Raw genomic sequence first — 20,207 nt, 5'->3', positions numbered from 1 at the left:
CGCCTTGTTACAGGCTTTCCATGTGCGCAATCATCCGTTGTCGCATCTCATCATCCGGCACCCGGCCCATTGCTGCGCCCATGTTGTCGATCATGTGGCGAGCTCTGCTTGTAGCGGGTGTGGCAGCGGTCACCACCGGGTGTGCCAGCACAAACTTGAGGAAGAACTGGGCCCAGGTATGGGCATCGAACTCTGCCGCCCACCCCGGCACCTCTTTGCCCCGAACCTTGTCCCACAGGCGAGTGCGACCAAAGGGTGCGTAGATCAGTACAGCAATACCCTTGTCCCGCGCCAGAGGCAGAATGCGCTCCTCCATGGTGCGGTTGTCAATCGCGTAGTCGACACCGATAAAATCGATGGGCTCTTGCTCCATTACCCGTTCCAGGCCTTGGTACTGCTGGGGGAAGGTGGTGGTCACGCCGATATAACGCACCCGGCCTTCAGCCCGGTATTCCTTAAGCATGCCCAACTGCGTGGGAATGTCCGCCATGTTGTGCACCTGGATAAGATCAATAGGGTCTTTTCCGATCCGCTCGAATGACGTTTCCAGTTGCGCCCGTGCCTGATCCGGGTCTGCCTTGCCACCGCCGCGCCCCGCCACATTCAGTTTCGTGGCCCAGAACAGCTTGTTGGCGATGCCCTGCTCATTGGCGATACGCGCAGCGACTGCTTCGGAAGCACCATAACTGGGGGCGGTATCAAATACGGTACCGCCTTCCTTCACCAGGGCTCCCAGCACTTCCCGAAGTGCATCCAGGTCTTCACTACGGGCAGTGCTGGAAAAAGTTGCGGAACTGCCAAGGCCAATCCCCGGCAAACGCTCGCCGGATGAGGGAATGGGGCGGGTAATCAGCTCCAGTTTGCGGTCTGCCTCAGCCCATAGCAGGCTGGGCCTGGCTGCCAGTGTAACGCCGGCGGCCATGGCCAGTTTCAGATAAGCTCTACGGGATATCATGGCGTGGTTCTCCTCGTGTTCCTTGGATCATTGGTGAAGCCGCAATGGCTTTCTGCCGCTGGCTCTTACCCAGCCAGAGCGCCAGGCCGGCCCAAACCAGGGCCAGTGGCACAGCCACGGTGGCAATGGCCGCCAGGCCCATGCCCAGCCGGGCCAGCAGGCCTTCGGTCTGGGCGCCGACCACATCACCGGCCCGGTAAACAAAGGTGTCGATAAACGCCTTTGCCTTGTACTTTTCTTCCCGTGTGGTCACGGTAAACAGGGTTTCCCGGGCGGGCCGCATCAAGGCTCTCTGAACAGCCCGGAACGAGGCTTCGAGCACCACCAGCGCCGCAAAGGAGCCAACAATGGCCAGCCCGATAAAGCCCAGGGCAGCAGTCAGCGGCAGCAAGGCCAGGGTCAGGGAAACCCCCAAACGCTTCATCAGGTGCCCGGCCACCAGCGCCTGCATCACCAGGGTCGCCACCTGGGTAATCAGGTCGATGCGGGCAAACATGGTGGTGCGCAGGTCTGTACTGTCTTCCATGGCTGCCACCATATGCAGGCGGGTGAAATAGATAAACGTCGCCATGATGGCCAGAATCACCACATAGGCGGCAATCCCCATCAAATACCGGGACTTGAACACTGCCCGGAAGCCCTCCCAGGCACTGCCACCAATGCGTTCATGTTCATCAACGGCGGGCGGATCTTCCGGGTCTTTGCGTTCTGCCGGGTTATGGGGTTGCAGGCCGGTGAGCACCCACGCCGCAATCAGCGCCAGCACCAGAAACCCGGCCGAGACCAGCAGCAGAGCCGGAGTGCCTATAGGCTCTGCCAGTCGCCCCGCCAACCATGGCCCAAATATGGCGCCCAGGGTTCCCCCCACTGCAATCAAACCAAAGAAACGCTTGCCCTGGTCAAACGAGAAACGGTCGGCCATCAAGGCCCAGAAAACCATGGTGACAAACAGGTTGAACACGCTGAACCAAACATAGAACACCTGCCCGGTGGTCACCCCGATCACCTCCGGGGTTAGCGTCATCAAGCTGAAGAACACCAGCAGGGTGAAACTGAAAAACAGGTAAGTAGCGGTTATAAACAAGCGGCGAGGCAGGTGGCTGACCAGCCAGCCAAAGACCGGGTTAACGGCCAGCGTTATCACTGCGGTGCCAACAAACAGCCAGCGCACTGCATCAATGCCGCCCTGCATCCCCAACGCTTCGCGGGCAGGGCGCAATACCATCAGCGCCGTCAGTACACAGAAAAAATAGAACACAGCCAGGAACACCGGAATGATCTCGTGGCGGCGAATGTTGAAGGCTTCCTGAAACGGGTGGCGCACGTGTTGGCTCCCGATGGGGCCGGGGGAAATGCGAGTTGGTGCTCCCTGCGGCTGTGAATTCTTGTTATCGCGTTTAAGGGACTCTGATGGTAATCATAGGCCAAAGTTCCGCTGGATGGGGTGGAGACAGCATCGCTTCCTCATCAGCTGCCCGTAAATACCCGACAGGCCTCTTCCACCACAATCCCGTGCCGTCTTGCGAGGTTGGCCCGGTTGTCATCATAGCCACCACCAATCACTGTAGCCACGGGAACACCCCGGCGCTTGAGTTCCCCCAGCACAAGCCGGTCCCGCTGACGAATACCTTGCTCCGATATGTTGAGCTTGCCAAGGGGATCGCCCTCGTACACATCCACACCGGCGTCGTAAAGCACGATGTCTGGCTTGGACAGCGCCAACGCCTGTTGCAGGGTTTCGTGAACAACCGTCAGATAGTCTTCATCACCCATGCCATCGGGCAGCGCCACGTCCAGATCACTCATTTGTTTTTCAAAGGGGAAATTACGTTCGCAGTGGATGGAACAGGTGAATGCCCTGGGTGTGTTGGCGAGCAGGGCTGCAGTGCCGTCCCCCTGATGCACATCCACATCGAAGACCAGCACCCTTTTGATGCCTTCTTGCCCAAGCAGCACGTTGGCAGCAATTGCCAGGTCATTGAGGATGCAGAACCCGGAGGCGTAATCGAAATGGGCGTGATGGGTGCCGCCAGCAAGATGGCAGGCAATGCCGTGCTGTAAGGCAAGCTGCGCGGCAAGCACTGTACCGGAGGGCGCCAGAAATGTACGCCGCACCAGGCCGGTGCTCCACGGCAGGTTCACTTGCCTTTGCTCCCGCGCCGTCAGCCGGCCTTGCGCAAAACGGGCAAGGTAATCCGGGCAATGGGTTTGGGTCAGCCAGCCCTGGCGGCAAGGGGCAGGGCGGAAGCTGTTGCGGCGCATGAGCAGCCCCGTGGATCGCATATATTCCGCCAGAAGCCCGAACTTTTCCATGGGGAAGCGGTGCTTCTGCGGGAAAGGAAAGCTGTAATCCGGGTGGTGAACGATGGGTATGGTCATTCGCTAGGGCAGTGCCGGAATAATGTGGTCTTCAATTAATTGAAACTGTTGGCGCAGGTAACGGGAACCCGGCGACGGTGGGGCCGGGTCTGAGGTCATCACTACCGTCAGTTCCAGGGTCGGCACTACATAGAGCACCTGGCCGCCAAAACCGCGCCCGTAATACCCCATCTCACCCGCCATGGGCCGCAGGAACCAGCCGTAGCCATAGGGATCATCAGTGTAAGCGGATTCGCCGCGACCGTTCCAGGATTCATTTACCCAGTTCTCCGGGAATAATTGTTGGTCGCCCACACGCCCGTTATTGCGATACAGCTCGCCGACTTTTACCAAATCACGAGGTGAGAGCAGCATGTTGTTACCGCCAAAATAAACCCCTTGCGGGTCCTGGTCCCAGGGCGGGATATCTATGTCCAGAGGTTTCCCCAGCCACTCCCGAGCCAGGGAAAGGGTGCTGCGACCAGCACTTTCTGTTAAAGCTGCAGAGAGCAGGTGGCTGCTGCCTGAGGAATACAGCATGCGCCCGCCTGGCTCATCCACGAACGGCCGGGTGAGCACATGGCTTACCCAGTTGTTACTGGCCACCCAGGGCCCATAGTTAGCCCCAGAGGTACGCTGCAGACCTGCCTGTAAAGACAGCAGGTGCCCGAGGGTAATGCGCTCAATACCCTCGGTAGCCGATGCAGGTACCCGGTTGCCCAGAGTTTCTACCACAGGCTGATTGGTTCCCTCGAGTACATCGTTTTCGATACCCATACCCACCAGCGCAGCCAACACCGTTTTAGACAAAGACTTGATGTTGACGGGTGTATCCAGGCCCTGGCCCCGTAAATCCAGTGCCAGAATTTCTTCACCCTTGTGGGCAACAATCAGGGTGTGCAGGCGGTCAAGTTGTGCGGCTTCTTGCTCGACCTCGGCTTGCCAATCTGTGGGCTGTGCGTAGGAAAGTGAGGGGATAGCGAGGATCAGAAACGTTCGAGCCCACCTGGATAACCTCTGCATAGCGTTGGGATACCCTTCGTTGATGTAAACGTGAAAATCATTGCTGGATAACGACTTTACGCTACAAGATTAGAAGGGGCTCACTTCCGCTAATCGATTTCGCCTCAGAAATCGCCCACTTCGACCAATCTCACCGCAACACCACTGAGTTGCGAGCCTTGCTGGCCCTCATGATGTGAACCGAAAAGGTTGATCCACTGGTCGCCGCTTAGCAACACTTCTCCGCTACCGGTGCTGCTCTGATTTCCTGCCGCATAACGGCCGGCAAAGTTGAAGGCGAAAGCGCCAGGGGATTCCGGCAGTGGCGTTAACTTGAAGCCAATCGTCAGTTCCGGTGAAGACGCGTACCCCCGGCCTTCATCGGCAAGACCTACCCGCAAGAGGTGAGAACGTTCCAGAAACTCCGGGCGCAGTTCCGAAGGGCTGCCATCGGGCTCTGTCGCCTGGCATTCGCAATAGCGAATCTCCAAAATCATCGAACTGCTATCTAGGAAGTGTTCGGGAGCTGGGCCGCCGGCATGTGTAAATCCGGGAAACAGTACCAGTGCGGTAAGGCCAAGTAGAGTGAAGACGGATGACGCGATCCTTTGCATGATTGAACTCCATATGGTGATTACCCAGAAACACCCAAGTTATTCTGTTTTGAATCCCAACTCAAGGTCGCCTGGTCTCTTAGCTATACCTCACACCTTCCCGGGCGTAATGCGCGCAATGGCACGGAACTCCCTCGTCATATGAGCTTGATCACTAAAGCCAAACTGATGGGCAACCTCTGCCAGGTTTGCCCGGCTGTGCTCGCGGATGTAGTCGATGGCTCGTTTCACCCGCAGGATGCGCTGGTACTGCTTGGGTGTCATTTCCATCCAGTGTTTGAAAAGCCGCTCCACATGCCGCTGGCTGATGCTGATTTGTTCGTTAAGCATCCCCGGTGTTGCGTTTTCGTTGAAGCTTTCCAGGGCCTGCTTCAGCGGCCCGGGGATGGTCTTTGTGAGACGGAAATGCCTGCTCAGCCATCGTTGCAGAGTGTTCACCCGGCTTACGTTGTCATGGTCTGACTTGAGGTTGGAGTAGAGCTGGCTAAGGCCGGGTAGATGCGCTGGGTCTGCGGTCAGGGCCGTGGGCTGATCAAAGTGTTGCCCGATTACCGCATAGCCAATCGCGGGTTGAAACCGAATACCCGCGAGCTGCGATTTGGGAAACAGGGAAACATTCTCTGATACCTTCTCAACCGGTAGCAGGATGACACCCTCCGGAATGGGGGTGTCGCCGATCTTCACGTCACCCGCCAGACTAAACCAGATGCTGCTGCACGCCTCAGAATGCAGCAACTTCACCACCGGCTCGTTTGCCAGCCCGGATACCGACGCTGACCAAATCCCTTGCACAAACGCCGACAACTGTCCTGACGGGCAGGACAGCTGAAAATCGAACGCTGGTCTGGAAAGGCTATTGTGGTTTATAGCTGCCTACCTCTGGCTTGAACGTTTTGGCAATCCGGTTCCAACTGTTGATGGCGTTAACCGCGATGGTCAAATCCACCAGAGCCTGCTCACCCAAAGCTTTCACTACATCCTGATATTTCTGGTCGTCTACCGGTTTGCCATAGGTAAGATGCTCCGCCCAATCAAGCGCAGCTCGCTCTATGGGAGAATAGAAAGGCATGTCGTGCCAGGCGCTCAAGCCCAACATTCGCTCCGGGGTTTCACCCTGCGCCTTGGCATCTTTGCTATGCATGTCGATGCAGAAGGCGCACTGATTGATTTGCGACACCCTTAGCTTTACCAGCTCCCAAACAGCCGTGCTGAGGGTGTCTGACGCCCGGAACTGCTCCCTCAAATATGCTTCCTGATTCATCAGAATCTGCATGGCTTTCGGCGCCAGGCCGATGTAATTCGCGCGTGCCGTCATGATCCATGTCCTCCAATTGTTGTGGAGTTACACGGTAATAAATGGCCCGGGATCGGTATTGAAGATTTTCGACACTAGCGATGATCCCAGTAATGCGACCCGTTTTAACGACGAGCACAAGTAAAAGTGCTGTTCAGTCTAGGCCAATCCAATGGAAGGTAGAGCCCCAGGATAAAAACGATAAAGGTCATTTTGGCCATTACCTGACACCGGTATCCTGTTTGCGGTGCATCCTCACAAGTCATATTCATCGTGACGACGATTCCACACATACGGCTTTGTCTGTGGCCAACCTTCCGGCGAATCCTCCCAGGTTTCCTGGCGACCATACGGAGTCAAATCCAGATACGTCCAGAGGCTACCCAGGTACTCGACGCCACGGGCACCCGTAAAGTAAGTGCGGTATACATCATTCCCGTCACGAAGGAATACGCTTGCGCCGTGCCTTTCTCCGTCAGCTGTCGTTACGCCAAAATCATAGTTGAAGTCACTTTCGAAAGACGAGTACCAGGGCATCGACCAGCCCATACGCTTTTTGTACTGCGCAAGCTTCTGGTAAGGTGCGCGTGACACCATCACAAGCGACGTATCGCGGGCATGCAAATGGGCAGGGTGGGTCATGGCGTCGGCGAGCCAGGAGCATCCGTCGCAACCGGCCTTCCAGTCGGGTGCGAACATAAAATGATAAACAATGAGCTGGCGGCGCCCGCCGAACAGGTCAAGAAAAGACACACTGCCTTCTTCGCCCTGGAACAGGTAATCATTCTTTACCTTGACCATTGGCAGCCTTCTGCGTTCAGCGCTCAAGGCATCCCGCGCTCTGGTGGCCTCTTTTTCTTTAACCAGTAACTGGCTGAGGGCGGCTTCCCATTCCTTATTCGAAACAATTGGCGGTAATGGTTGTTTGGCGTCCGGCATATGTAAGGTCCCTCTTGCTGGATGAGCCTGCCCCCACAACCTGCCGGTTGCCCGCTGGCGACCAAGCACTGAAAGGAAGCAGGCCTGATGAACCTTTACCATAGCACCCACTGCCATTATTGTGGAAATGCATGTTCTGCTGGCACCGGCTTTGAGCCTTGCTAGAATAGTTAGCCATTCACATTGGTAAACAGGTGACATTTGACAGCACAACGCCACAATCGATGGCCTGCATGGATTGCTTTATTGTCCATGGTGCTGATCTATTTAGGTCCCCTGCTTACTCAAGCGCAGTCAGGACAGCACGAAGCGCCCAATGCTCACTCCGGCCACCACGGCCACCACAACAGTTCGCCGCCGTCAGAAGAAACTGATCATTCCGACCCGCTACAGCATCTGGCCCACGGAGAGTGTGGCTACTGCGTGCTCCTCAGCAAGTTACCTGCGCTGTCTCAGCAGAGTACATCAGTATCTACCGGGAGTATTGCCAGTCCCCATGCTGTCCTGGGTCGCCTGAATTTATTTCCCCGTGGTATCCCCCGTTTCCCGAACGCGCCGGTACGCGCACCACCGATCATGGTCTGAACGTTACACATTCCCTTAAAACTCTGTATTGAGGAAGACCATGAACGATTCCCCGTCCACCGGCGCACCGCGCTGGGGCTATGCTTTGCTTTTGCGTCTGCATTTCTACGCAGGCCTTCTTGTTGGGCCGTTTATTTTTGTGGCAGCGCTCTCCGGCGCGTTGTTTGCGATGACACCCCAGATAGAGAACTGGCTTTATCAAACTGAATTGACCACCAACACCACCGGTAACCCTCAGCCCCTGGCCGATCAGATTACCGCGGCCCGGGCGCATATAGGCGCCGACGCCACCCTGGCTGCCGTTCGACCTGCACCTGCGGAAAGGCAGACCACACGGGTTATGTTTCTGGTTGACGGCCTTCAGCCCTTTGAACACAAAGCGGTGTTTGTTGACCCGGTCAACCTGGGTATCCATGGCGAACTGGTGGTCTATGGAACGAGTGGCACGCTGCCTTTTCGCATCTGGATTGACTACGTCCACCGACACTTACACCTCGGAGAACCCGGCAGGTATTACAGTGAGCTGGCTGCGTCTTGGCTGTGGCTTGTGGCACTGGGCGGACTGGCGCTGTGGTGGCGAAGGCGTTCAGTGGTTAAAAACGGACAGATCACCAGGAACAGCAGCCTACGCAACTGGCACAGCCGGATTGGACTGGTGTTATTGGTCGCATTCCTGTTCTTTTCTGTTACCGGGCTTACCTGGTCGAAATGGGCCGGCGCCAACATCGCCGAGCTACGCACCCAGCTGAATTGGGCCACACCAGGACTGGATACCCAGCTTGACGCGGTTTCCAGCGAGGTGAGCCACTCCCACGGTGAACACGCAGGGCACGAGGTGGCGGGGCCGGTGCCGGGCAGTGGTGATAACGCCTCCACTTACGATGCCGTACTGGAGCGCGCGCGAAGAGCAGGGATTGACGCCAGCATTCTCGAAATCCGGCCGGGCACTACCCCGGAGCGGGCTTGGGTCGTCAGGGAAATTGATCGTAGCTGGCCAACCCAGGTGGATATGGTGGCTGTTGATCCCCGATCGATGGCCGTGACTGATCACGTGAAATTCGAGAACTTTCCGCTGGCCGCGAAACTCACACGATGGGGCATTGATGCCCACATGGGGATTCTTTTTGGACTGCCAAACCAATTACTTGTGGCTGCCTGTGCGCTGGGTTTGTGTGTGCTGATCGTACTGGGTTATCGCATTTGGTGGCTGCGCCGCCCCGCACGCACCGCCCATACCAGGCCAAACCCACGGCGGGTATTCGCTGAACTCAGAAAGGCATCGCCACTGGCGCTGGTAACCATGGCAGGTATCGCAGTCGCCCTGGGGCTGTTTGCGCCTGTGATGGGCGTTAGTCTACTGGTCTTCCTGATGGTTGATGCAATCCTGAGCCTGACCGGTTCAGCGAAGAAGTCAGCGAGTTGATCCTCACGGTGGCGCGACAACCGCGCCACCGTTATTCCGAGCCAATGAGTTGTGCAATGATCAATCGCTGCCATTCAGCCCGTCGTCATCACAGAATCCGCATAGATCAATACGGTTCCTCTGCCTGCCGGAAACAGTTAACTTCATCACTCCTTCTTGAGTCTTCTGGGCCTGATACGCCTGAGCTTCTCTTGATTACTTTCAGTCCTTGAATGCTGCAGGATTGTTGTCAACATTCCGCGCAACTCACGAACGGCTTTATAAATGGAATTACCACCGCCCCAAATGGACTTCACAGCCTTGAATAGAACCCAAGCGCTTGGGTCGCTTGGTGCGGCGGTGATTGCCGCCGTGATATCCAATATGACGGTTGCGGCTCCAATACAGCCAGCAGCCACTTGTTTGAGAATACGGTGATCCGCAACTATCGTTGCCACCTCGGCTGAGTTCGCGATCTCGCAGACCACATTGCGGAGCTGTCGTAGTGGCTCCAATGCATCATCAAATCCCAGTGATTGCGGCTGGTCGAGGGCGTTTTCTCCATTGGTTGCTTCGAATGAGAGCGCATCAATAGTTCCTGAAACGAGATGTTCCGGAACTTGAAGGCGGATGAGTGTTGCGCGATGATCCGCGAGATATTTTGATAGCTTCTCGACTGAATGACTTAGTTTCACACCGTCGATCGTGCGAACCAATCGATGGAGCAATGAATCCCTTTGTTCAAGTTGGGATACGATGAAAGTCAGAGTTTCACAGAGGTGTCGGAACTGTTCGGCCGCTACTTCAATGCTTGGTTCGCTGTCACTGTCGCTAAGTTCAGTGTCTAATGCGCGCGCACCTTCTAGAAGTTCTGTTGCTCGTTCGTTGAGAAGGTCAATAACGCTGTCCATTATCAATCCTTGATCAGATATTTTGTGGTGGTCAATCTCCGCGCTAGTGGCAAACTTAACTATAGAAGGTGATTGCGGTTCGTGGGAATTTCAGAGAGCAAAACGCCATTTAAGCAACGATTCATTCATTGCCGTGAAGATACCCCTTGGCCTTCAGTTTGTGACCAACCTTAACGATTTCATCCAGAGCAGGGACCAGCTCCTGACCAAGCTCCGTTAACTCGTACTCAACCGACGGTGGTGACGTATCCCGGACGTTACGTTGGACCACGCCGCGTTTCGTCAACTCGGCCAGCCGGGTAGAAAGCACCTTTGCCGAAACAGGCGGAATGTCGATTTTGAGCTCATTGAAGCGCCGTGGCCCGGCGCGCAAACACCAGATTACATTCGGCGCCCAAGCCCCTGCGATGACAGCCATGCACTCAGTCAGCATGCACGGCTCCGGTGGTTCCGGGCTTTTGTTTAGACGAACTTTCAGCGACATGAGAGTAACCAGGTTTCCTTGAGGTAACCCAATTCTATCTATAAATGCCTGGTTACTTCTAGTAATTACATAACCAATGGATATCCTTGGTGTGTCGACCACGAAACATAAGGAATCACAACGCATGAAGCTTTACTACAAACCTGGTGCCTGCTCCATGGCCTCGCACATCGTACTCAACGAACTGGGCATTGCCTTTTCTCTTGAGCGAACCGATACCGCTCAGGGCGTCACAGAGAATGGGCTGAAGTACAGTGATATCAATCCGAACGGCTACGTGCCCGCCTTGGAACTGGAGCCCGGCGTGGTACTCACTGAGAATCCCGCAATTCTTGAATACCTCGCGGATCTTGTTCCAGCGCAAGGCTTAGCCCCGCAGGAAGGCTCTTTCGAACGTACGCGCCTGCGTGAATTACTCGCCTTCTTGTCATCAGAGTTACATAAGGCATTCAGCCCGTTTTTCTCAGGTGAGGAGCTTACGGTTGAAGAGCGACAGGTGGCAGAATCCAAAATAGCGAAGCGGGTCGACCGTATCGAAGCCCGGCTCTCGCATACCGGTGCCAACCTTCTGGGCGGGCAACTCAGTGTTGCGGACTTCTATGCATTCGTAATTCTCAACTGGTCCCAATTCATTTCTTTCTCGCTAAGCCCATGGCCATCCACCTATGCATTCTGGAAGCGGCTCGGCTCACATCCGAGTGTAGTGAAGGCGCTTGAGGCGGAAGGGTTGCTGCCTGAGGGAGGGGCGCAATGAGTGCCTTCTCAGAAATCCACGAGGTGCTAGGCCAGTACTTCGACACATTGTATTTCTGTGATCTTGAAAAATTCGATGCGGTTTTCCACCCCCAGGCAATATACGCCACGGCTGACGAGGCGCCGTTGCTCCACAGGAGCATGCCCGAATACCGCAAGGTAATTGCGTCACGCCGTTCGCCGGCGTCTCGTAATGAACAGCGTAGAGACATCGTGGAGGCCATTGAGGTTGCAGGAGAAAACACAGCGTTTGCCCGAGTTCGTTGTTCCATCGGTGAGAGGGACTTTCTAGACATGCTGTCACTGGTCCGTACCGAAGGTCGCTGGCTTATTATCGCCAAAATATTTCAAATCATTGAAAACAAGGAGTGAGCAATGCCCTATGTTAATATCAAGGTTACACGTGAAGGCGTAACAGAATCACAGAAAGCGTCCCTGATTGAAGGAGTAACTAATCTTCTTGTTGAAGTGCTGCAAAAAACACCGGCAGCCACGATGGTTGTCATTGATGAGGTCGACATGGAGAATTGGGGGATCGGCGGTCTTCCGGTAAATGAATACAGGCGCAGGAAAGCTAACCTGGATGGTGACACGAAGACCACCGATCAATGAGCCATGATTCCTTCACAACGAGTGTGCTCAAGGTGGCGCGATAACCGCGCCACCGTTATTCCGAGCCAATAAACTGAACAATAGCCATCTTTCTCTCGTGGTTCTTCAGCCAATCCCTGACTTCTACGGCCTTTGCGGTATCGCTTTCCCCAACCAGCCTCTTCAAACGGTCGACTTTTTTGCTCTCCATTTTTTCATCCCGCACCTTTCGCTGCCATTGGTCGGTAAAGACCTTGGGAAGTTTGTGTGCCAGCTCGAGGGATTTGAGCAACGTCCATTCGCTGCCATCCAGCCAGGCCTCATCACAGAAACCGCAAAGATCAATACGGTTCTTGTGCTCGCTGGATACCGAGTACTTGGTCATCAGCTTGCTGCACTTGGGGCAGGAGAGGGCGGTTTTAGCATCGTTCTCGACGGTTACATCTGCATCAAAGTGATCGCTCTGCTCGACGGGCTCATTTCTTTCCGCCCAGTCGCGGTAGTAGAGCAGTGACAGAGAAGCGCCTTCACAGCCTGGACAACCCATAACCGGGAGGCCATCCTCAATTTTGGTGGGTGTCAGGTCAGTGGTTCTGCATTTGGGGCATTTCATGGTCATTCCTTTTTTGATGAAAGCCAGTCTGAGAGGCTGCCAATGTTAATCTTGTCTCGCACCACGGCGGGGAAATATCACCCGATAAACCGCGCGCCATACCACCGAATCCAGGGGAGCATACCGCAACGCCTGAGCAACCGCGCCCCAGGCCGTCGCAGAGTCTCCTACTGATGCAAAATGACGGGCTTTCCGGCAATAGAAGCGTGCCAGAGCCCAGCGGATGTCACCGGGTTCGAGCGTGCTTCCGTACTCCTCGATAAAATCACGAATGATCGCTTCGTTAGCGGCAAATCGGCGTTTCTTGTCGCTGGAAATCTGATCTGCCATCACCCGGTAATAGCCCCAATACTCGGGTACATAAGTGAACGTAAACCGGGCCGAAAAACGCAGCCAGATGTCGTAATCGTCGGCAACGCCGTAACGGCCGGAAAACCCGCCCATGGTATCGAAACATTCCCGCCGCGCCATGACCGTGTTGATGCTCACGCTGTTGTCCACCAGCATCTGCCGGGCAATCCGCCCGGAGTAACGGCGCATATTCTTGCGGGACAACTCGCGGCCCTGTTCATCGATCATGATTTCATCACTGTGAAGCACGTCCACCTCCGGGTGAGCCCCCATCAGCGCCACTTGCCGCTCCAGCTTCTCTGGAACCCACAGGTCATCAGAATCGAGAAAACAGACTAACTCTCCCTGGGCGTACTGAAGCGCCAGATTCCGGGCAATGCTCTGGCCCTGGTTCTCCTGAAAATGGTAGTGGATGCGGTCATCATCCAGGTAACTGGCCAGACTCTCGCTGGTGCCATCCTGGGAGCCATCATCAACGATGATCAGCTCCCAGTGGGGATATGACTGGGCCAACACAGACTCGACCGCTTGCGTGATGGTGCGCTCACGGTTGAAGGTGGGGGTGATGATGCTGACCAGGGGGGCTGACGCAGGCACAAGCTGTCCTTATTGGTGCCCATTGCGGGGCTGAGGTGCCGCAGGGGAGGCCGCGGAACTGAAGCGATGGGTCATGCTTGAGACTCTTCCGGAATTTGAACCAATAGATCAGTCACCCCGATATCCACCCCTGCCTGGAACAGCAACGTCGACACCTGCCCACGATGATGAGTTTGGTGGTTGAAGAAATGAAGCACCAGGCTCGAAAACCGCTTTTTTGCCGGAACCCCTTTGGTGTTGTGGTAGGTGAGAACTACATCCAGGTCTTCTTCGGTAAGCTGAGCTATCCAATCGATGATCTGTCGATCCAGCCAGATTCGATGCTCAGTTAAGCGCCCAATATCACCAAAGAGAACTTGGTCCAGGCTAGTCGGAGTATCAAGGCCCGCGACTCCTCGCAGCGATTCCTGGCACGACGGGTGAGTAGCAAAACGCTTGAGCCAGATGGTATCGCCAACGAGAATATGGTTCAGGGTGCCCAGGATCGAGCCAAAGAAAGCGCCGCGGTCTTTCGTTAATTCGTCGGCCGACAGCTTTCCCGCCGCCTCATAGACCTTTGCGTTCATCCACTGATTGTATGTGGCGAGCAATTCAAAATGGTTTTTCACGTTCATTGGAATTCCGTTTCATTCAAAGTGCCAACTTTACTGCATCAGGTTGCAACGCCCGTTATGGCGAGTGGTCACCGCCACGCGCATTGGCAAGCGCGATCTCAACATTGGGCACCAGATGGCTCTTGTACCATGTTGCAAGGTTCTCGATTACCGATTCCAGGGATTGTTCCCTTTCTGGTGAGTAGAAGTCGATACCCTTTATTGGTGCTTGCAGCTGCTGCGAACCAACGAGTTCAGCTGCCAGCAATCCCGTTTGTTGGAGTACGCGGCTGACCGGTTGAACAAATGGGGCGGAGTCGCCTAACTGCCCTCGGCCCCTAATAACCATATACCGAACGTTTTCCGGGAAGATATGCGCACTCTGTAAAGCGTCCCATACCGTGCCGGTGGTCTGTCTGTTGGTAGCTCGAACAGGGGTGCTTCGTTCATCATCCGAAATTTCTAAGTGATCCAAAGCTTCGCAGGCATCAAGCGCAGAATTTACGAGCCTACGAACCAATTTCCAATCTGTTGACATGAATTCCTTTTCCTGTTGCCGGTTCGCGGATGACTCTTTGGCATTATCCCAATGTCACGAAAATTCTATCAAGCCGGCTTACTTAGCTCCATAGATGAACCCTTAGCGGCGGCTGGGGGCAAACGGCACCGTCAACACAATCGCTTCACCTATCTCAGCAATTGCCGCATTCCGCTCTTCGAAGGAAGCCTCCGTCTGAGTCAGATACAGCGCCACAATGATAGGTTGGCGCTCAGGTGGCCAGATGACGGCCGTAATAGACCTCGACCCGAAACCTCCCGCCCCGGTTCGATCTGCGACAGTCCAGCCCTCTGGTACAGCAGCCCGAAAAAGCCCGTCCGCAACCTGATTGCCCTCGAGCCAATCACGCAGTTGCTCTCTGGACGGTTCGGATAAGGCGTCACCCAACAGCAAGGTTTGAAGATTCCTGACCATCGCATTTGGCGTTGTGGTATCTCGGTTATCGCCTGGTAACGCTTCATTCAGTTCCGTTTCCCACCGGTCGAGACGCGTTACGTCGTCTCCCAAATGCCTCGCAAACGAGGTTATTGCTTCTGGCCCGCCCAATTCTCGTAAAACCAGATTTGCGGCCGTATTATCGCTCGTTGTCAGTGTGGCCTCGCAAAGATCTGACAGGGTCATCGCCTCACCACCAGCGTGCTTCTCCGTGATGGGCGAGTAGGACACGAGATCGGATTCTGAAACATGCACCTTTCTGCCGAGGTTCGCCTGTCCCGTATCGACCCGATGGAGCAGGGAGGCACAAGCCAGGGTTTTAAACGTGCTGGACATCGCAAAACGCTGATCAGCGCGATATTCCCACCTCTGGCCCGACTCCAGGTCATAAGCAGCAAAGCCAACATGGGCCTCCAGGTCGTCAGCGACTTTCTCGACTGTTTTAATCAGGGCGTTATGTTGGTCAGCAGCGGCAACTGAGGTGAACAGGGTAAGTAAAGTAGCTGCGATAAGCGTATGAAATTTCATCAACGGTTCAACCTTCATCATAGGCTATGCGTGTCCACTGAAGTGGGGGAAGTTCAATCGGTTTACCAATCGGTTGTTATGAATTCCTTTTCCTATCGCCGGTTTTTTGTTAATTAAGTGGAGTTGTCGATGCGCGCCCAGTTTATTGGGTGTATAAGTCTGGATTTGGATGGGGTTCTTGATCAGGCACAGTGATCCCTGTTGCCGTCCAATATACTACCTCGCTATCTAACGGTTTATCATTCCTTATTTGGTTTTCGTTCTGGCTATAACGAAAACCATTACCGCAAAACGCTGTGAAGGAATTTCCATTGACTAGGTACATATCTGCGCTGACAACCGTATCACACCTGCCAGTATCCAAGACCTTTTTAGCTAGAGTAGCTCTCAAGGAAAAATATTCATCATACCAATCTTTATAGTATTTTCTGGCCTTAGACCCTGGCTCGTCTTTCAGTATTACACGAGATGCAATTCTTTGATTGTAATCATTTCTGGATAAGCTGGCCTCGGGTATCAACTTAGAATTGGCTACGACTTTTTTTCTGCCGAAGCCGTTTCGAAAATTTAGTTGTATGACATTGCTCGAAGATCCGTTGTCCGATATTTTATATACCACTCCAAGATTATGAAGACTGCCAGCTAAGCCTTCACCAGTATAAATGTACTTTTCATTTAGGTTTAATTTGTATTTCTCCACTAGATTATCAATTCTTCCTAGCCGAGCCATCCTATTCTCTGGGGACTCGGTTTCTTTTATAGCCATAATTATTGGCATAGCTTTGATGTTTTCTTCAGCTGATACAGCTAAACCAAAACCTTGCAGGAAGGTAAAGGTCATACCGATTATTAAACTGATCCTTGTCATGCAGTCCTCTCCGTTAAATTGGCTGACGAAACTCCGATAAGTAAAATCAACGCAGTCCCATTTTCGCCTGTCAACACGCGCCACTACTGGCGGTGAAGCCTTACTAGCAATGACGTCACGTTGACAACATTGTTACACATTGACCGAGTACTTAACCCGGATTTCTCATAGGTCCCCGGCAAGTCTCGCAGACTGTGCAGGTTACCGCCATTATCGCTCATTTGCGGCCGCGAATGATTAATAACTGATCAATTTCTGTTGTCCGGACACACGGCCCCCTTTCCCCCATTGAGTCGGGCCGGGGGAGCCCGGGCTTCTATCCCGGAACCAGTTGACGTACCAGGTCAGAGAGTTCGTCTTTGTAAGGATAGGCATCGCTCATCAACACCCGTATGCGCCGAGTGTTGCGAATGATGACCGCGCCCACCTTGATCAGCTTCAGCCGCAGGTTACTGGCGCTCATTCTCTCGAAGGGTGTCTTCTTCAGGTGGGCCCGTAATCGTTCGAACAACGTGTAGGCAAAGCCCGACAGAAGCAGCCGCCACTGATTGGTCCACCACCGCGTGCTGGAGGTGCGATCTGCGAACAGACACAACTGCTGATCCTTGATCCGGTTTTCCATGTCACCCCGGGCACAGTATTGCTCGTAGTAGAGTTTAACGCCGTCGTCGTAACGGGAGCTGATAATGAACCTGGGGTTGGCACCCAGTTCGCCCTCCTCCAGACGCGCGATCACCCAGCGGGGGTGTTTCCAGGTTCGGGCCTGGTACTGGAACCGGTAGGTGGCGCAGACTTTTTCACCCAGTTCGTTGTGAGCCTTGCGAACCAGCATCGAGGCTACATCTACCTCCTTGAGCAGCCGGCTGTTCTTGCTGATGCCGACCAGATAGTCCACGTTGTTCCGGTCGCACCAGCTCAGCAATCGGGGACGGTAAAAGCCGCTGTCACCCCTGAACACGATGCGGGTATCCGGCCAGTACTGCCGAATGAACTTCACCAGCAAGGCCAGAATGGCCCAGCTGTGGCGGCTGTCGCTTCGGTTGCTGGTGCGCAGGTAGCTCACCAGCAGATGACGACCGCAGAACACGTACAGTGGGAAGTAACAATGGTGATCGTAGTAGGCGTTAAAGAACTTGCCGGGCTGGTCGCCATGCACTGGAATATCAGTGCCATCGAAGTCCAGCACAATTTCCTTGGGTGGAGTCTCGTGCTGTTCAATGAAGTGATGCCACAGCAGTTCGTGGGCCTTGACCACGGCCTGCCGGTCTACGCGCTGTTCCATGCGGCACAAGGTCGATTTGCCCGCCAGAATGGCCTCTTCACCGGTCGCGGTCTGAAGTGCCTGATCAGCGCGTAGCGCCTCGTGATCGTTCAGGTCTTCGTACCCCGCGGCCACGCCAAAGACCCGTTGCCGGATCATGGTCTGAAGCTTGTGGCGAACCAGTACCGGATTACGGGCATCGTTCAGAACCGTAGCCAGGCGCTGAGTGAGCTGGTGTTGATTGTCGACTTCGCGAAGCAGGAGCAGGCCGGCATCGGAGGTGATATGGCCACCGGAGAAATCGGCTTCAATTTGACGGCGAGACAGTGGCGAGAAGGTCAGTTTTTCAGGTACCATTTTGGATAGCGGTTGTTGGTGTTGATTGATGGTGTAAGGTCCTGAAATTTTAACACTTTCAGCCGCTTTCTTTTATCCCCTCATGAGAAATTCGGGTTAAGGTCACGCACCTCGTCTCCAGTCATGCCCCGAAAGCCCCAACAGTGGGGCGGTTGTTCCTTGATCGTGATCTCAACATCCACGGGTGAGATGCCAGTCAGGGACTCAATCTTGCTGAAGAGCTCCTTGATCAGAGCTTTCTGGGTCTCGGGCGTTCGGCCCTGCATCATATTAATCTCGATGGCCGTGTAGGCGGGCGTCCGGCCCCCGGGGTAATAAAAGTCCTCGGGTTCCATGGGGATAAAACGATGAGCCCGCTTGTCTTCCGGCATACCGAGTACGGACTGCATACATCCGTGAATAACCTCGGAGAGCTGAGCCTTGATCGGATTAAGATGTTCTTTGATTCCATAGATGACTATCACGATGCCTCCTGCAATGTTTACGGATGTCCTTATCTCCCAAAACCAGTGGTAATGGGCGCACTACAACAATTTGTTGTGCAATGCCCAATCTTCGCATGTCATTCGATACACCCGCACCAGTCGGTTATGAAACTCTTGAAGCGCGAAGTCTCCGAACCCGACCCTCTCCGTTACCCTAACTGAGGCTGTATGCTCCGGCTCGATAATAACAATGACCGACTCACAGTGTTTTTTCCGGAAAGCATACCGGAGAACACCTTTGACAGCCTCTGTCGCATACCCATGATGCCAGAACCTGCGCGCCAGGCGATAACCCAGATTGATTTCTTCAACTTCGCCAACCAACTCCGGCCCAACGCCACAGAAGCCGATAAATTCGCCTGATTCTTTCTCATACAGAGCCCATGGCCCGATTCCATGAGAGGCGTAACACTCAAGGCACCAATCAACGAACTTTCGGGTAGCTTCTTCGTCGTAAACTCCACGTACGGAATACTTCATGACTTCCGGATCACTGAGTATGGCGGTGAGCACCGGAACATCCTGATGGGATAGCTTCCTTGCAACCAACCTCTCTGTTTCAAACAGTGGCACTGATCTCTCCCTGTGCATAGCGCTGGCGTGAGCGCCAGAAGCACTATTATTCGGACTTGAGCACCTCCGCACGATCCCTCTTGTATTCTTCGTATGACTTACTGGAACGTTCGATGCACTCTTCATACTGAGCGGGTGGCGCGCTGACGCATTCCTGTCGGTTATTCCGCTGCATATTGTCATACACTGCTTTGCTACTACACCCAGCCACGAAAATACTCACTAGCAGTAAATTCAAAATCTTACTCACGGCTCATCATCTATGTAGTGAATTACGCAGAGCGCACCGGCGTTCTTGGCGTAGCGAAGCGGAGACAAGGGCGTCCGAGTGCCGCGTCGGGTTAACCGGGGTGCTGAATATCGGCACGACGCTTCCGGTCCTGCACAGTCATTTGTTCCAGGCGCTCCTCTATGGAGTTAAGCCCAAGACGCGCACGGCGTTCATTAACCGTAGCAAAATCCTCAATAGGAAACGGTGTTGGCCAACCGTTTTCATTAACATCAAACTGGGTACCGTAGTATTGACGGTTGCCAGATAGCGTAAGCACCCGATCCTGAAGAAATGCAAATTGCCAGCCCGCTAAATCCTCTTTCGCAAAGGCATCCTCTAGTAAGGACACACACTCATCCATAAACTCGGGATCTGAAACAGAGTGCTGGACGACCAACGAGGCAGCTTTGGCAGCATCTTCTCCGACTAACGAAACGCCAGGCCAGCCGTGAGTACCAATAATTTCTTTCAATTGGGAAGCATTGTGCTCATGTAGGGCTTTCATCCGGGGATGATATGACTCAGATGGCAGCTCTCCGGAATTAAAGAGTTGCTCCAACAACCGCTGGTCCTCCATCATCATCGCAACTAGCAGATCCGCAAGAATTTGATTCATGGACTCCTTCGCAGTTAAATCGAAAGGGAGCGGCGCGTCTCACGCTTTGGACTTCCATGATTGGTTAACCCTGTTTGATGCTTATTATTACCCTATCTGGAAACACTCTGGTTTCTGCCGCTTCCGACTCAAAAAAAATGACCTTCGATTCTCGATATCTGAGAACCGAGCCTTGCAGGCATTGTTGCTTTCCTTCTAGACAGACAGAGTCT

The 20,207-nt window shown here is 54.3% G+C and carries 25 protein-coding genes; 5 read left to right on the top strand and 20 right to left on the bottom strand.

Annotated elements, in window-relative coordinates; genetic code table 11:
• Positions 1–7 precede the first annotated feature (7 nt).
• The 8 genes from RVM24_RS07170 to RVM24_RS07135 all read right to left on the bottom strand — a co-directional run bounded on the left by RVM24_RS07170 (position 8) and on the right by RVM24_RS07135 (position 7,162).
• Positions 8–955 carry an aldo/keto reductase gene (locus RVM24_RS07170; protein ID WP_431475173.1) on the bottom strand — a complete coding sequence of 316 codons (948 nt, stop codon included), beginning with the start codon at positions 953–955 and terminating at the stop codon, positions 8–10.
• Positions 942–2,279 (bottom strand): NTP/NDP exchange transporter, encoded by a 1,338-nt coding sequence (locus RVM24_RS07165; protein ID WP_431475172.1) that lies wholly within the window; start codon positions 2,277–2,279, stop codon positions 942–944. Before RVM24_RS07165 ends, RVM24_RS07170 begins: the two co-directional genes overlap by 14 nt.
• A 143-nt stretch (positions 2,280–2,422) precedes the next feature.
• Complete coding sequence (locus tag RVM24_RS07160; protein ID WP_431475171.1) at positions 2,423–3,334, bottom strand: histone deacetylase family protein; 912 nt, start codon at positions 3,332–3,334, stop codon at positions 2,423–2,425.
• A 3-nt stretch (positions 3,335–3,337) separates the two neighbouring features.
• The gene (locus RVM24_RS07155) at positions 3,338–4,336 is read right to left on the bottom strand and encodes a serine hydrolase domain-containing protein (RefSeq protein WP_431475170.1); all 999 of its coding nucleotides are present in this window, start codon (positions 4,334–4,336) and stop codon (positions 3,338–3,340) included.
• Between the two features lie 104 nt (positions 4,337–4,440).
• Positions 4,441–4,812 (bottom strand): hypothetical protein, encoded by a 372-nt coding sequence (locus RVM24_RS07150; protein WP_431475169.1) that lies wholly within the window; start codon positions 4,810–4,812, stop codon positions 4,441–4,443.
• Positions 4,813–5,019: 207 nt separating this feature from the next.
• On the bottom strand, positions 5,020–5,670 hold the full coding sequence (locus tag RVM24_RS07145) for a helix-turn-helix domain-containing protein (protein WP_431475168.1): 651 nt from the start codon (positions 5,668–5,670) through the stop codon (positions 5,020–5,022).
• A gap of 112 nt (positions 5,671–5,782) precedes the next feature.
• Positions 5,783–6,244, bottom strand: a complete 462-nt coding sequence (locus RVM24_RS07140) for a carboxymuconolactone decarboxylase family protein (protein WP_431475167.1) — start codon at positions 6,242–6,244, stop codon at positions 5,783–5,785.
• A 234-nt stretch (positions 6,245–6,478) separates the two neighbouring features.
• Entirely contained in the window at positions 6,479–7,162 is a 684-nt protein-coding gene (locus RVM24_RS07135; protein WP_431475166.1) for a DUF899 domain-containing protein, read from the bottom strand.
• 201 nt (positions 7,163–7,363) lie between these two features.
• Between RVM24_RS07135 and RVM24_RS07130 the strand changes: the two genes are divergently transcribed.
• On the top strand, positions 7,364–7,747 hold the full coding sequence (locus RVM24_RS07130; RefSeq protein WP_431475165.1) for a DUF2946 domain-containing protein: 384 nt from the start codon (positions 7,364–7,366) through the stop codon (positions 7,745–7,747).
• A gap of 40 nt (positions 7,748–7,787) precedes the next feature.
• Positions 7,788–9,170: a PepSY-associated TM helix domain-containing protein gene (locus RVM24_RS07125; RefSeq protein WP_431475164.1), complete on the top strand. Its 1,383-nt coding sequence runs from the start codon at positions 7,788–7,790 to the stop codon at positions 9,168–9,170.
• Between the two features lie 146 nt (positions 9,171–9,316).
• Here RVM24_RS07125 and RVM24_RS07120 read toward each other — a convergent pair whose 3' ends face one another.
• Both RVM24_RS07120 and RVM24_RS07115 read right to left on the bottom strand, forming a co-directional pair.
• Positions 9,317–10,060, bottom strand: coding sequence for a hypothetical protein (locus tag RVM24_RS07120; RefSeq protein ID WP_431475163.1), 744 nt, complete (start codon positions 10,058–10,060; stop codon positions 9,317–9,319).
• A gap of 121 nt (positions 10,061–10,181) precedes the next feature.
• The gene (locus RVM24_RS07115; protein ID WP_197463848.1) at positions 10,182–10,493 is read right to left on the bottom strand and encodes a winged helix-turn-helix transcriptional regulator; all 312 of its coding nucleotides are present in this window, start codon (positions 10,491–10,493) and stop codon (positions 10,182–10,184) included.
• 175 nt (positions 10,494–10,668) lie between these two features.
• Between RVM24_RS07115 and RVM24_RS07110 the strand changes: the two genes are divergently transcribed.
• Genes RVM24_RS07110 through RVM24_RS07100 form a run of 3 tightly spaced genes read left to right on the top strand, consistent with a single transcriptional unit; the run spans position 10,669 to position 11,909 of the window.
• Entirely contained in the window at positions 10,669–11,298 is a 630-nt protein-coding gene (locus tag RVM24_RS07110) for a glutathione binding-like protein (protein ID WP_061332806.1), read from the top strand.
• The gene (locus tag RVM24_RS07105) at positions 11,295–11,669 is read left to right on the top strand and encodes a nuclear transport factor 2 family protein (RefSeq protein ID WP_061332808.1); all 375 of its coding nucleotides are present in this window, start codon (positions 11,295–11,297) and stop codon (positions 11,667–11,669) included. The genes RVM24_RS07110 and RVM24_RS07105 overlap by 4 nt, the downstream gene beginning before the upstream one ends.
• Positions 11,670–11,672: 3 nt before the next feature.
• Complete coding sequence (locus RVM24_RS07100) at positions 11,673–11,909, top strand: tautomerase family protein (RefSeq protein ID WP_061332810.1); 237 nt, start codon at positions 11,673–11,675, stop codon at positions 11,907–11,909.
• 55 nt (positions 11,910–11,964) lie between these two features.
• On the opposite strand, the gene RVM24_RS07095 is transcribed toward RVM24_RS07100, so the two are convergent.
• The 10 genes from RVM24_RS07095 to RVM24_RS07050 form a co-directional block, all read right to left on the bottom strand.
• The gene (locus RVM24_RS07095; RefSeq protein ID WP_286921809.1) at positions 11,965–12,501 is read right to left on the bottom strand and encodes a zf-TFIIB domain-containing protein; all 537 of its coding nucleotides are present in this window, start codon (positions 12,499–12,501) and stop codon (positions 11,965–11,967) included.
• A gap of 45 nt (positions 12,502–12,546) precedes the next feature.
• On the bottom strand, positions 12,547–13,449 hold the full coding sequence (locus RVM24_RS07090; protein WP_286921810.1) for a glycosyltransferase: 903 nt from the start codon (positions 13,447–13,449) through the stop codon (positions 12,547–12,549).
• A 71-nt stretch (positions 13,450–13,520) separates the two neighbouring features.
• Positions 13,521–14,063: a DinB family protein gene (locus RVM24_RS07085; protein ID WP_286921811.1), complete on the bottom strand. Its 543-nt coding sequence runs from the start codon at positions 14,061–14,063 to the stop codon at positions 13,521–13,523.
• Positions 14,064–14,118: 55 nt separating this feature from the next.
• Positions 14,119–14,580 (bottom strand): hypothetical protein, encoded by a 462-nt coding sequence (locus RVM24_RS07080; protein ID WP_286921812.1) that lies wholly within the window; start codon positions 14,578–14,580, stop codon positions 14,119–14,121.
• Positions 14,581–14,682: 102 nt separating this feature from the next.
• Positions 14,683–15,585 carry a class A beta-lactamase gene (gene bla / locus RVM24_RS07075; protein WP_431475162.1) on the bottom strand — a complete coding sequence of 301 codons (903 nt, stop codon included), beginning with the start codon at positions 15,583–15,585 and terminating at the stop codon, positions 14,683–14,685.
• Positions 15,586–15,706: 121 nt separating this feature from the next.
• On the bottom strand, positions 15,707–16,432 hold the full coding sequence (locus RVM24_RS07070) for a hypothetical protein (RefSeq protein WP_286921813.1): 726 nt from the start codon (positions 16,430–16,432) through the stop codon (positions 15,707–15,709).
• Between the two features lie 316 nt (positions 16,433–16,748).
• Complete coding sequence (locus RVM24_RS07065) at positions 16,749–18,050, bottom strand: IS1380 family transposase (protein WP_431474077.1); 1,302 nt, start codon at positions 18,048–18,050, stop codon at positions 16,749–16,751.
• Positions 18,051–18,130: 80 nt separating this feature from the next.
• The gene (locus RVM24_RS07060; protein ID WP_431475161.1) at positions 18,131–18,514 is read right to left on the bottom strand and encodes a tautomerase family protein; all 384 of its coding nucleotides are present in this window, start codon (positions 18,512–18,514) and stop codon (positions 18,131–18,133) included.
• A 60-nt stretch (positions 18,515–18,574) separates the two neighbouring features.
• Positions 18,575–19,108: a GNAT family N-acetyltransferase gene (locus RVM24_RS07055; RefSeq protein ID WP_230715977.1), complete on the bottom strand. Its 534-nt coding sequence runs from the start codon at positions 19,106–19,108 to the stop codon at positions 18,575–18,577.
• 341 nt (positions 19,109–19,449) lie between these two features.
• A complete protein-coding gene (locus tag RVM24_RS07050) occupies positions 19,450–19,995 on the bottom strand; it encodes a DUF6624 domain-containing protein (protein WP_431475160.1) in 546 nt (181 codons plus the stop codon).
• Positions 19,996–20,207 lie beyond the last annotated feature (212 nt).

The organism is Marinobacter sp. KM021, from assembly GCF_050707965.1.
Classification (GTDB): domain Bacteria; phylum Pseudomonadota; class Gammaproteobacteria; order Pseudomonadales; family Oleiphilaceae; genus Marinobacter; species Marinobacter shengliensis.
The sequence above is the reverse complement of the archived record's forward strand: the minus strand, read 5'-3'. Positions and strand labels throughout refer to the sequence as shown.

Coding starts and splice junctions, on each gene's coding strand:
- RVM24_RS07170 (WP_431475173.1), bottom strand. CDS start 955: ATGATATCCCGTAGAGCTTATCTGAAACTGGCCATGGCCGCCGGCGTT.
- RVM24_RS07160 (WP_431475171.1), bottom strand. CDS start 3,334: ATGACCATACCCATCGTTCACCACCCGGATTACAGCTTTCCTTTCCCG.
- RVM24_RS07155 (WP_431475170.1), bottom strand. CDS start 4,336: ATGCAGAGGTTATCCAGGTGGGCTCGAACGTTTCTGATCCTCGCTATC.
- RVM24_RS07150 (WP_431475169.1), bottom strand. CDS start 4,812: ATGATTTTGGAGATTCGCTATTGCGAATGCCAGGCGACAGAGCCCGAT.
- RVM24_RS07140 (WP_431475167.1), bottom strand. CDS start 6,244: ATGACGGCACGCGCGAATTACATCGGCCTGGCGCCGAAAGCCATGCAG.
- RVM24_RS07135 (WP_431475166.1), bottom strand. CDS start 7,162: ATGCCGGACGCCAAACAACCATTACCGCCAATTGTTTCGAATAAGGAA.
- RVM24_RS07125 (WP_431475164.1), top strand. CDS start 7,788: ATGAACGATTCCCCGTCCACCGGCGCACCGCGCTGGGGCTATGCTTTG.
- RVM24_RS07120 (WP_431475163.1), bottom strand. CDS start 10,060: ATGGACAGCGTTATTGACCTTCTCAACGAACGAGCAACAGAACTTCTA.
- RVM24_RS07115 (WP_197463848.1), bottom strand. CDS start 10,493: ATGCTGACTGAGTGCATGGCTGTCATCGCAGGGGCTTGGGCGCCGAAT.
- RVM24_RS07110 (WP_061332806.1), top strand. CDS start 10,669: ATGAAGCTTTACTACAAACCTGGTGCCTGCTCCATGGCCTCGCACATC.
- RVM24_RS07105 (WP_061332808.1), top strand. CDS start 11,295: ATGAGTGCCTTCTCAGAAATCCACGAGGTGCTAGGCCAGTACTTCGAC.
- RVM24_RS07100 (WP_061332810.1), top strand. CDS start 11,673: ATGCCCTATGTTAATATCAAGGTTACACGTGAAGGCGTAACAGAATCA.
- RVM24_RS07095 (WP_286921809.1), bottom strand. CDS start 12,501: ATGAAATGCCCCAAATGCAGAACCACTGACCTGACACCCACCAAAATT.
- RVM24_RS07085 (WP_286921811.1), bottom strand. CDS start 14,063: ATGAACGTGAAAAACCATTTTGAATTGCTCGCCACATACAATCAGTGG.
- RVM24_RS07080 (WP_286921812.1), bottom strand. CDS start 14,580: ATGTCAACAGATTGGAAATTGGTTCGTAGGCTCGTAAATTCTGCGCTT.
- bla (WP_431475162.1), bottom strand. CDS start 15,585: ATGATGAAGGTTGAACCGTTGATGAAATTTCATACGCTTATCGCAGCT.
- RVM24_RS07070 (WP_286921813.1), bottom strand. CDS start 16,432: ATGACAAGGATCAGTTTAATAATCGGTATGACCTTTACCTTCCTGCAA.
- RVM24_RS07065 (WP_431474077.1), bottom strand. CDS start 18,050: ATGGTACCTGAAAAACTGACCTTCTCGCCACTGTCTCGCCGTCAAATT.
- RVM24_RS07050 (WP_431475160.1), bottom strand. CDS start 19,995: ATGAATCAAATTCTTGCGGATCTGCTAGTTGCGATGATGATGGAGGAC.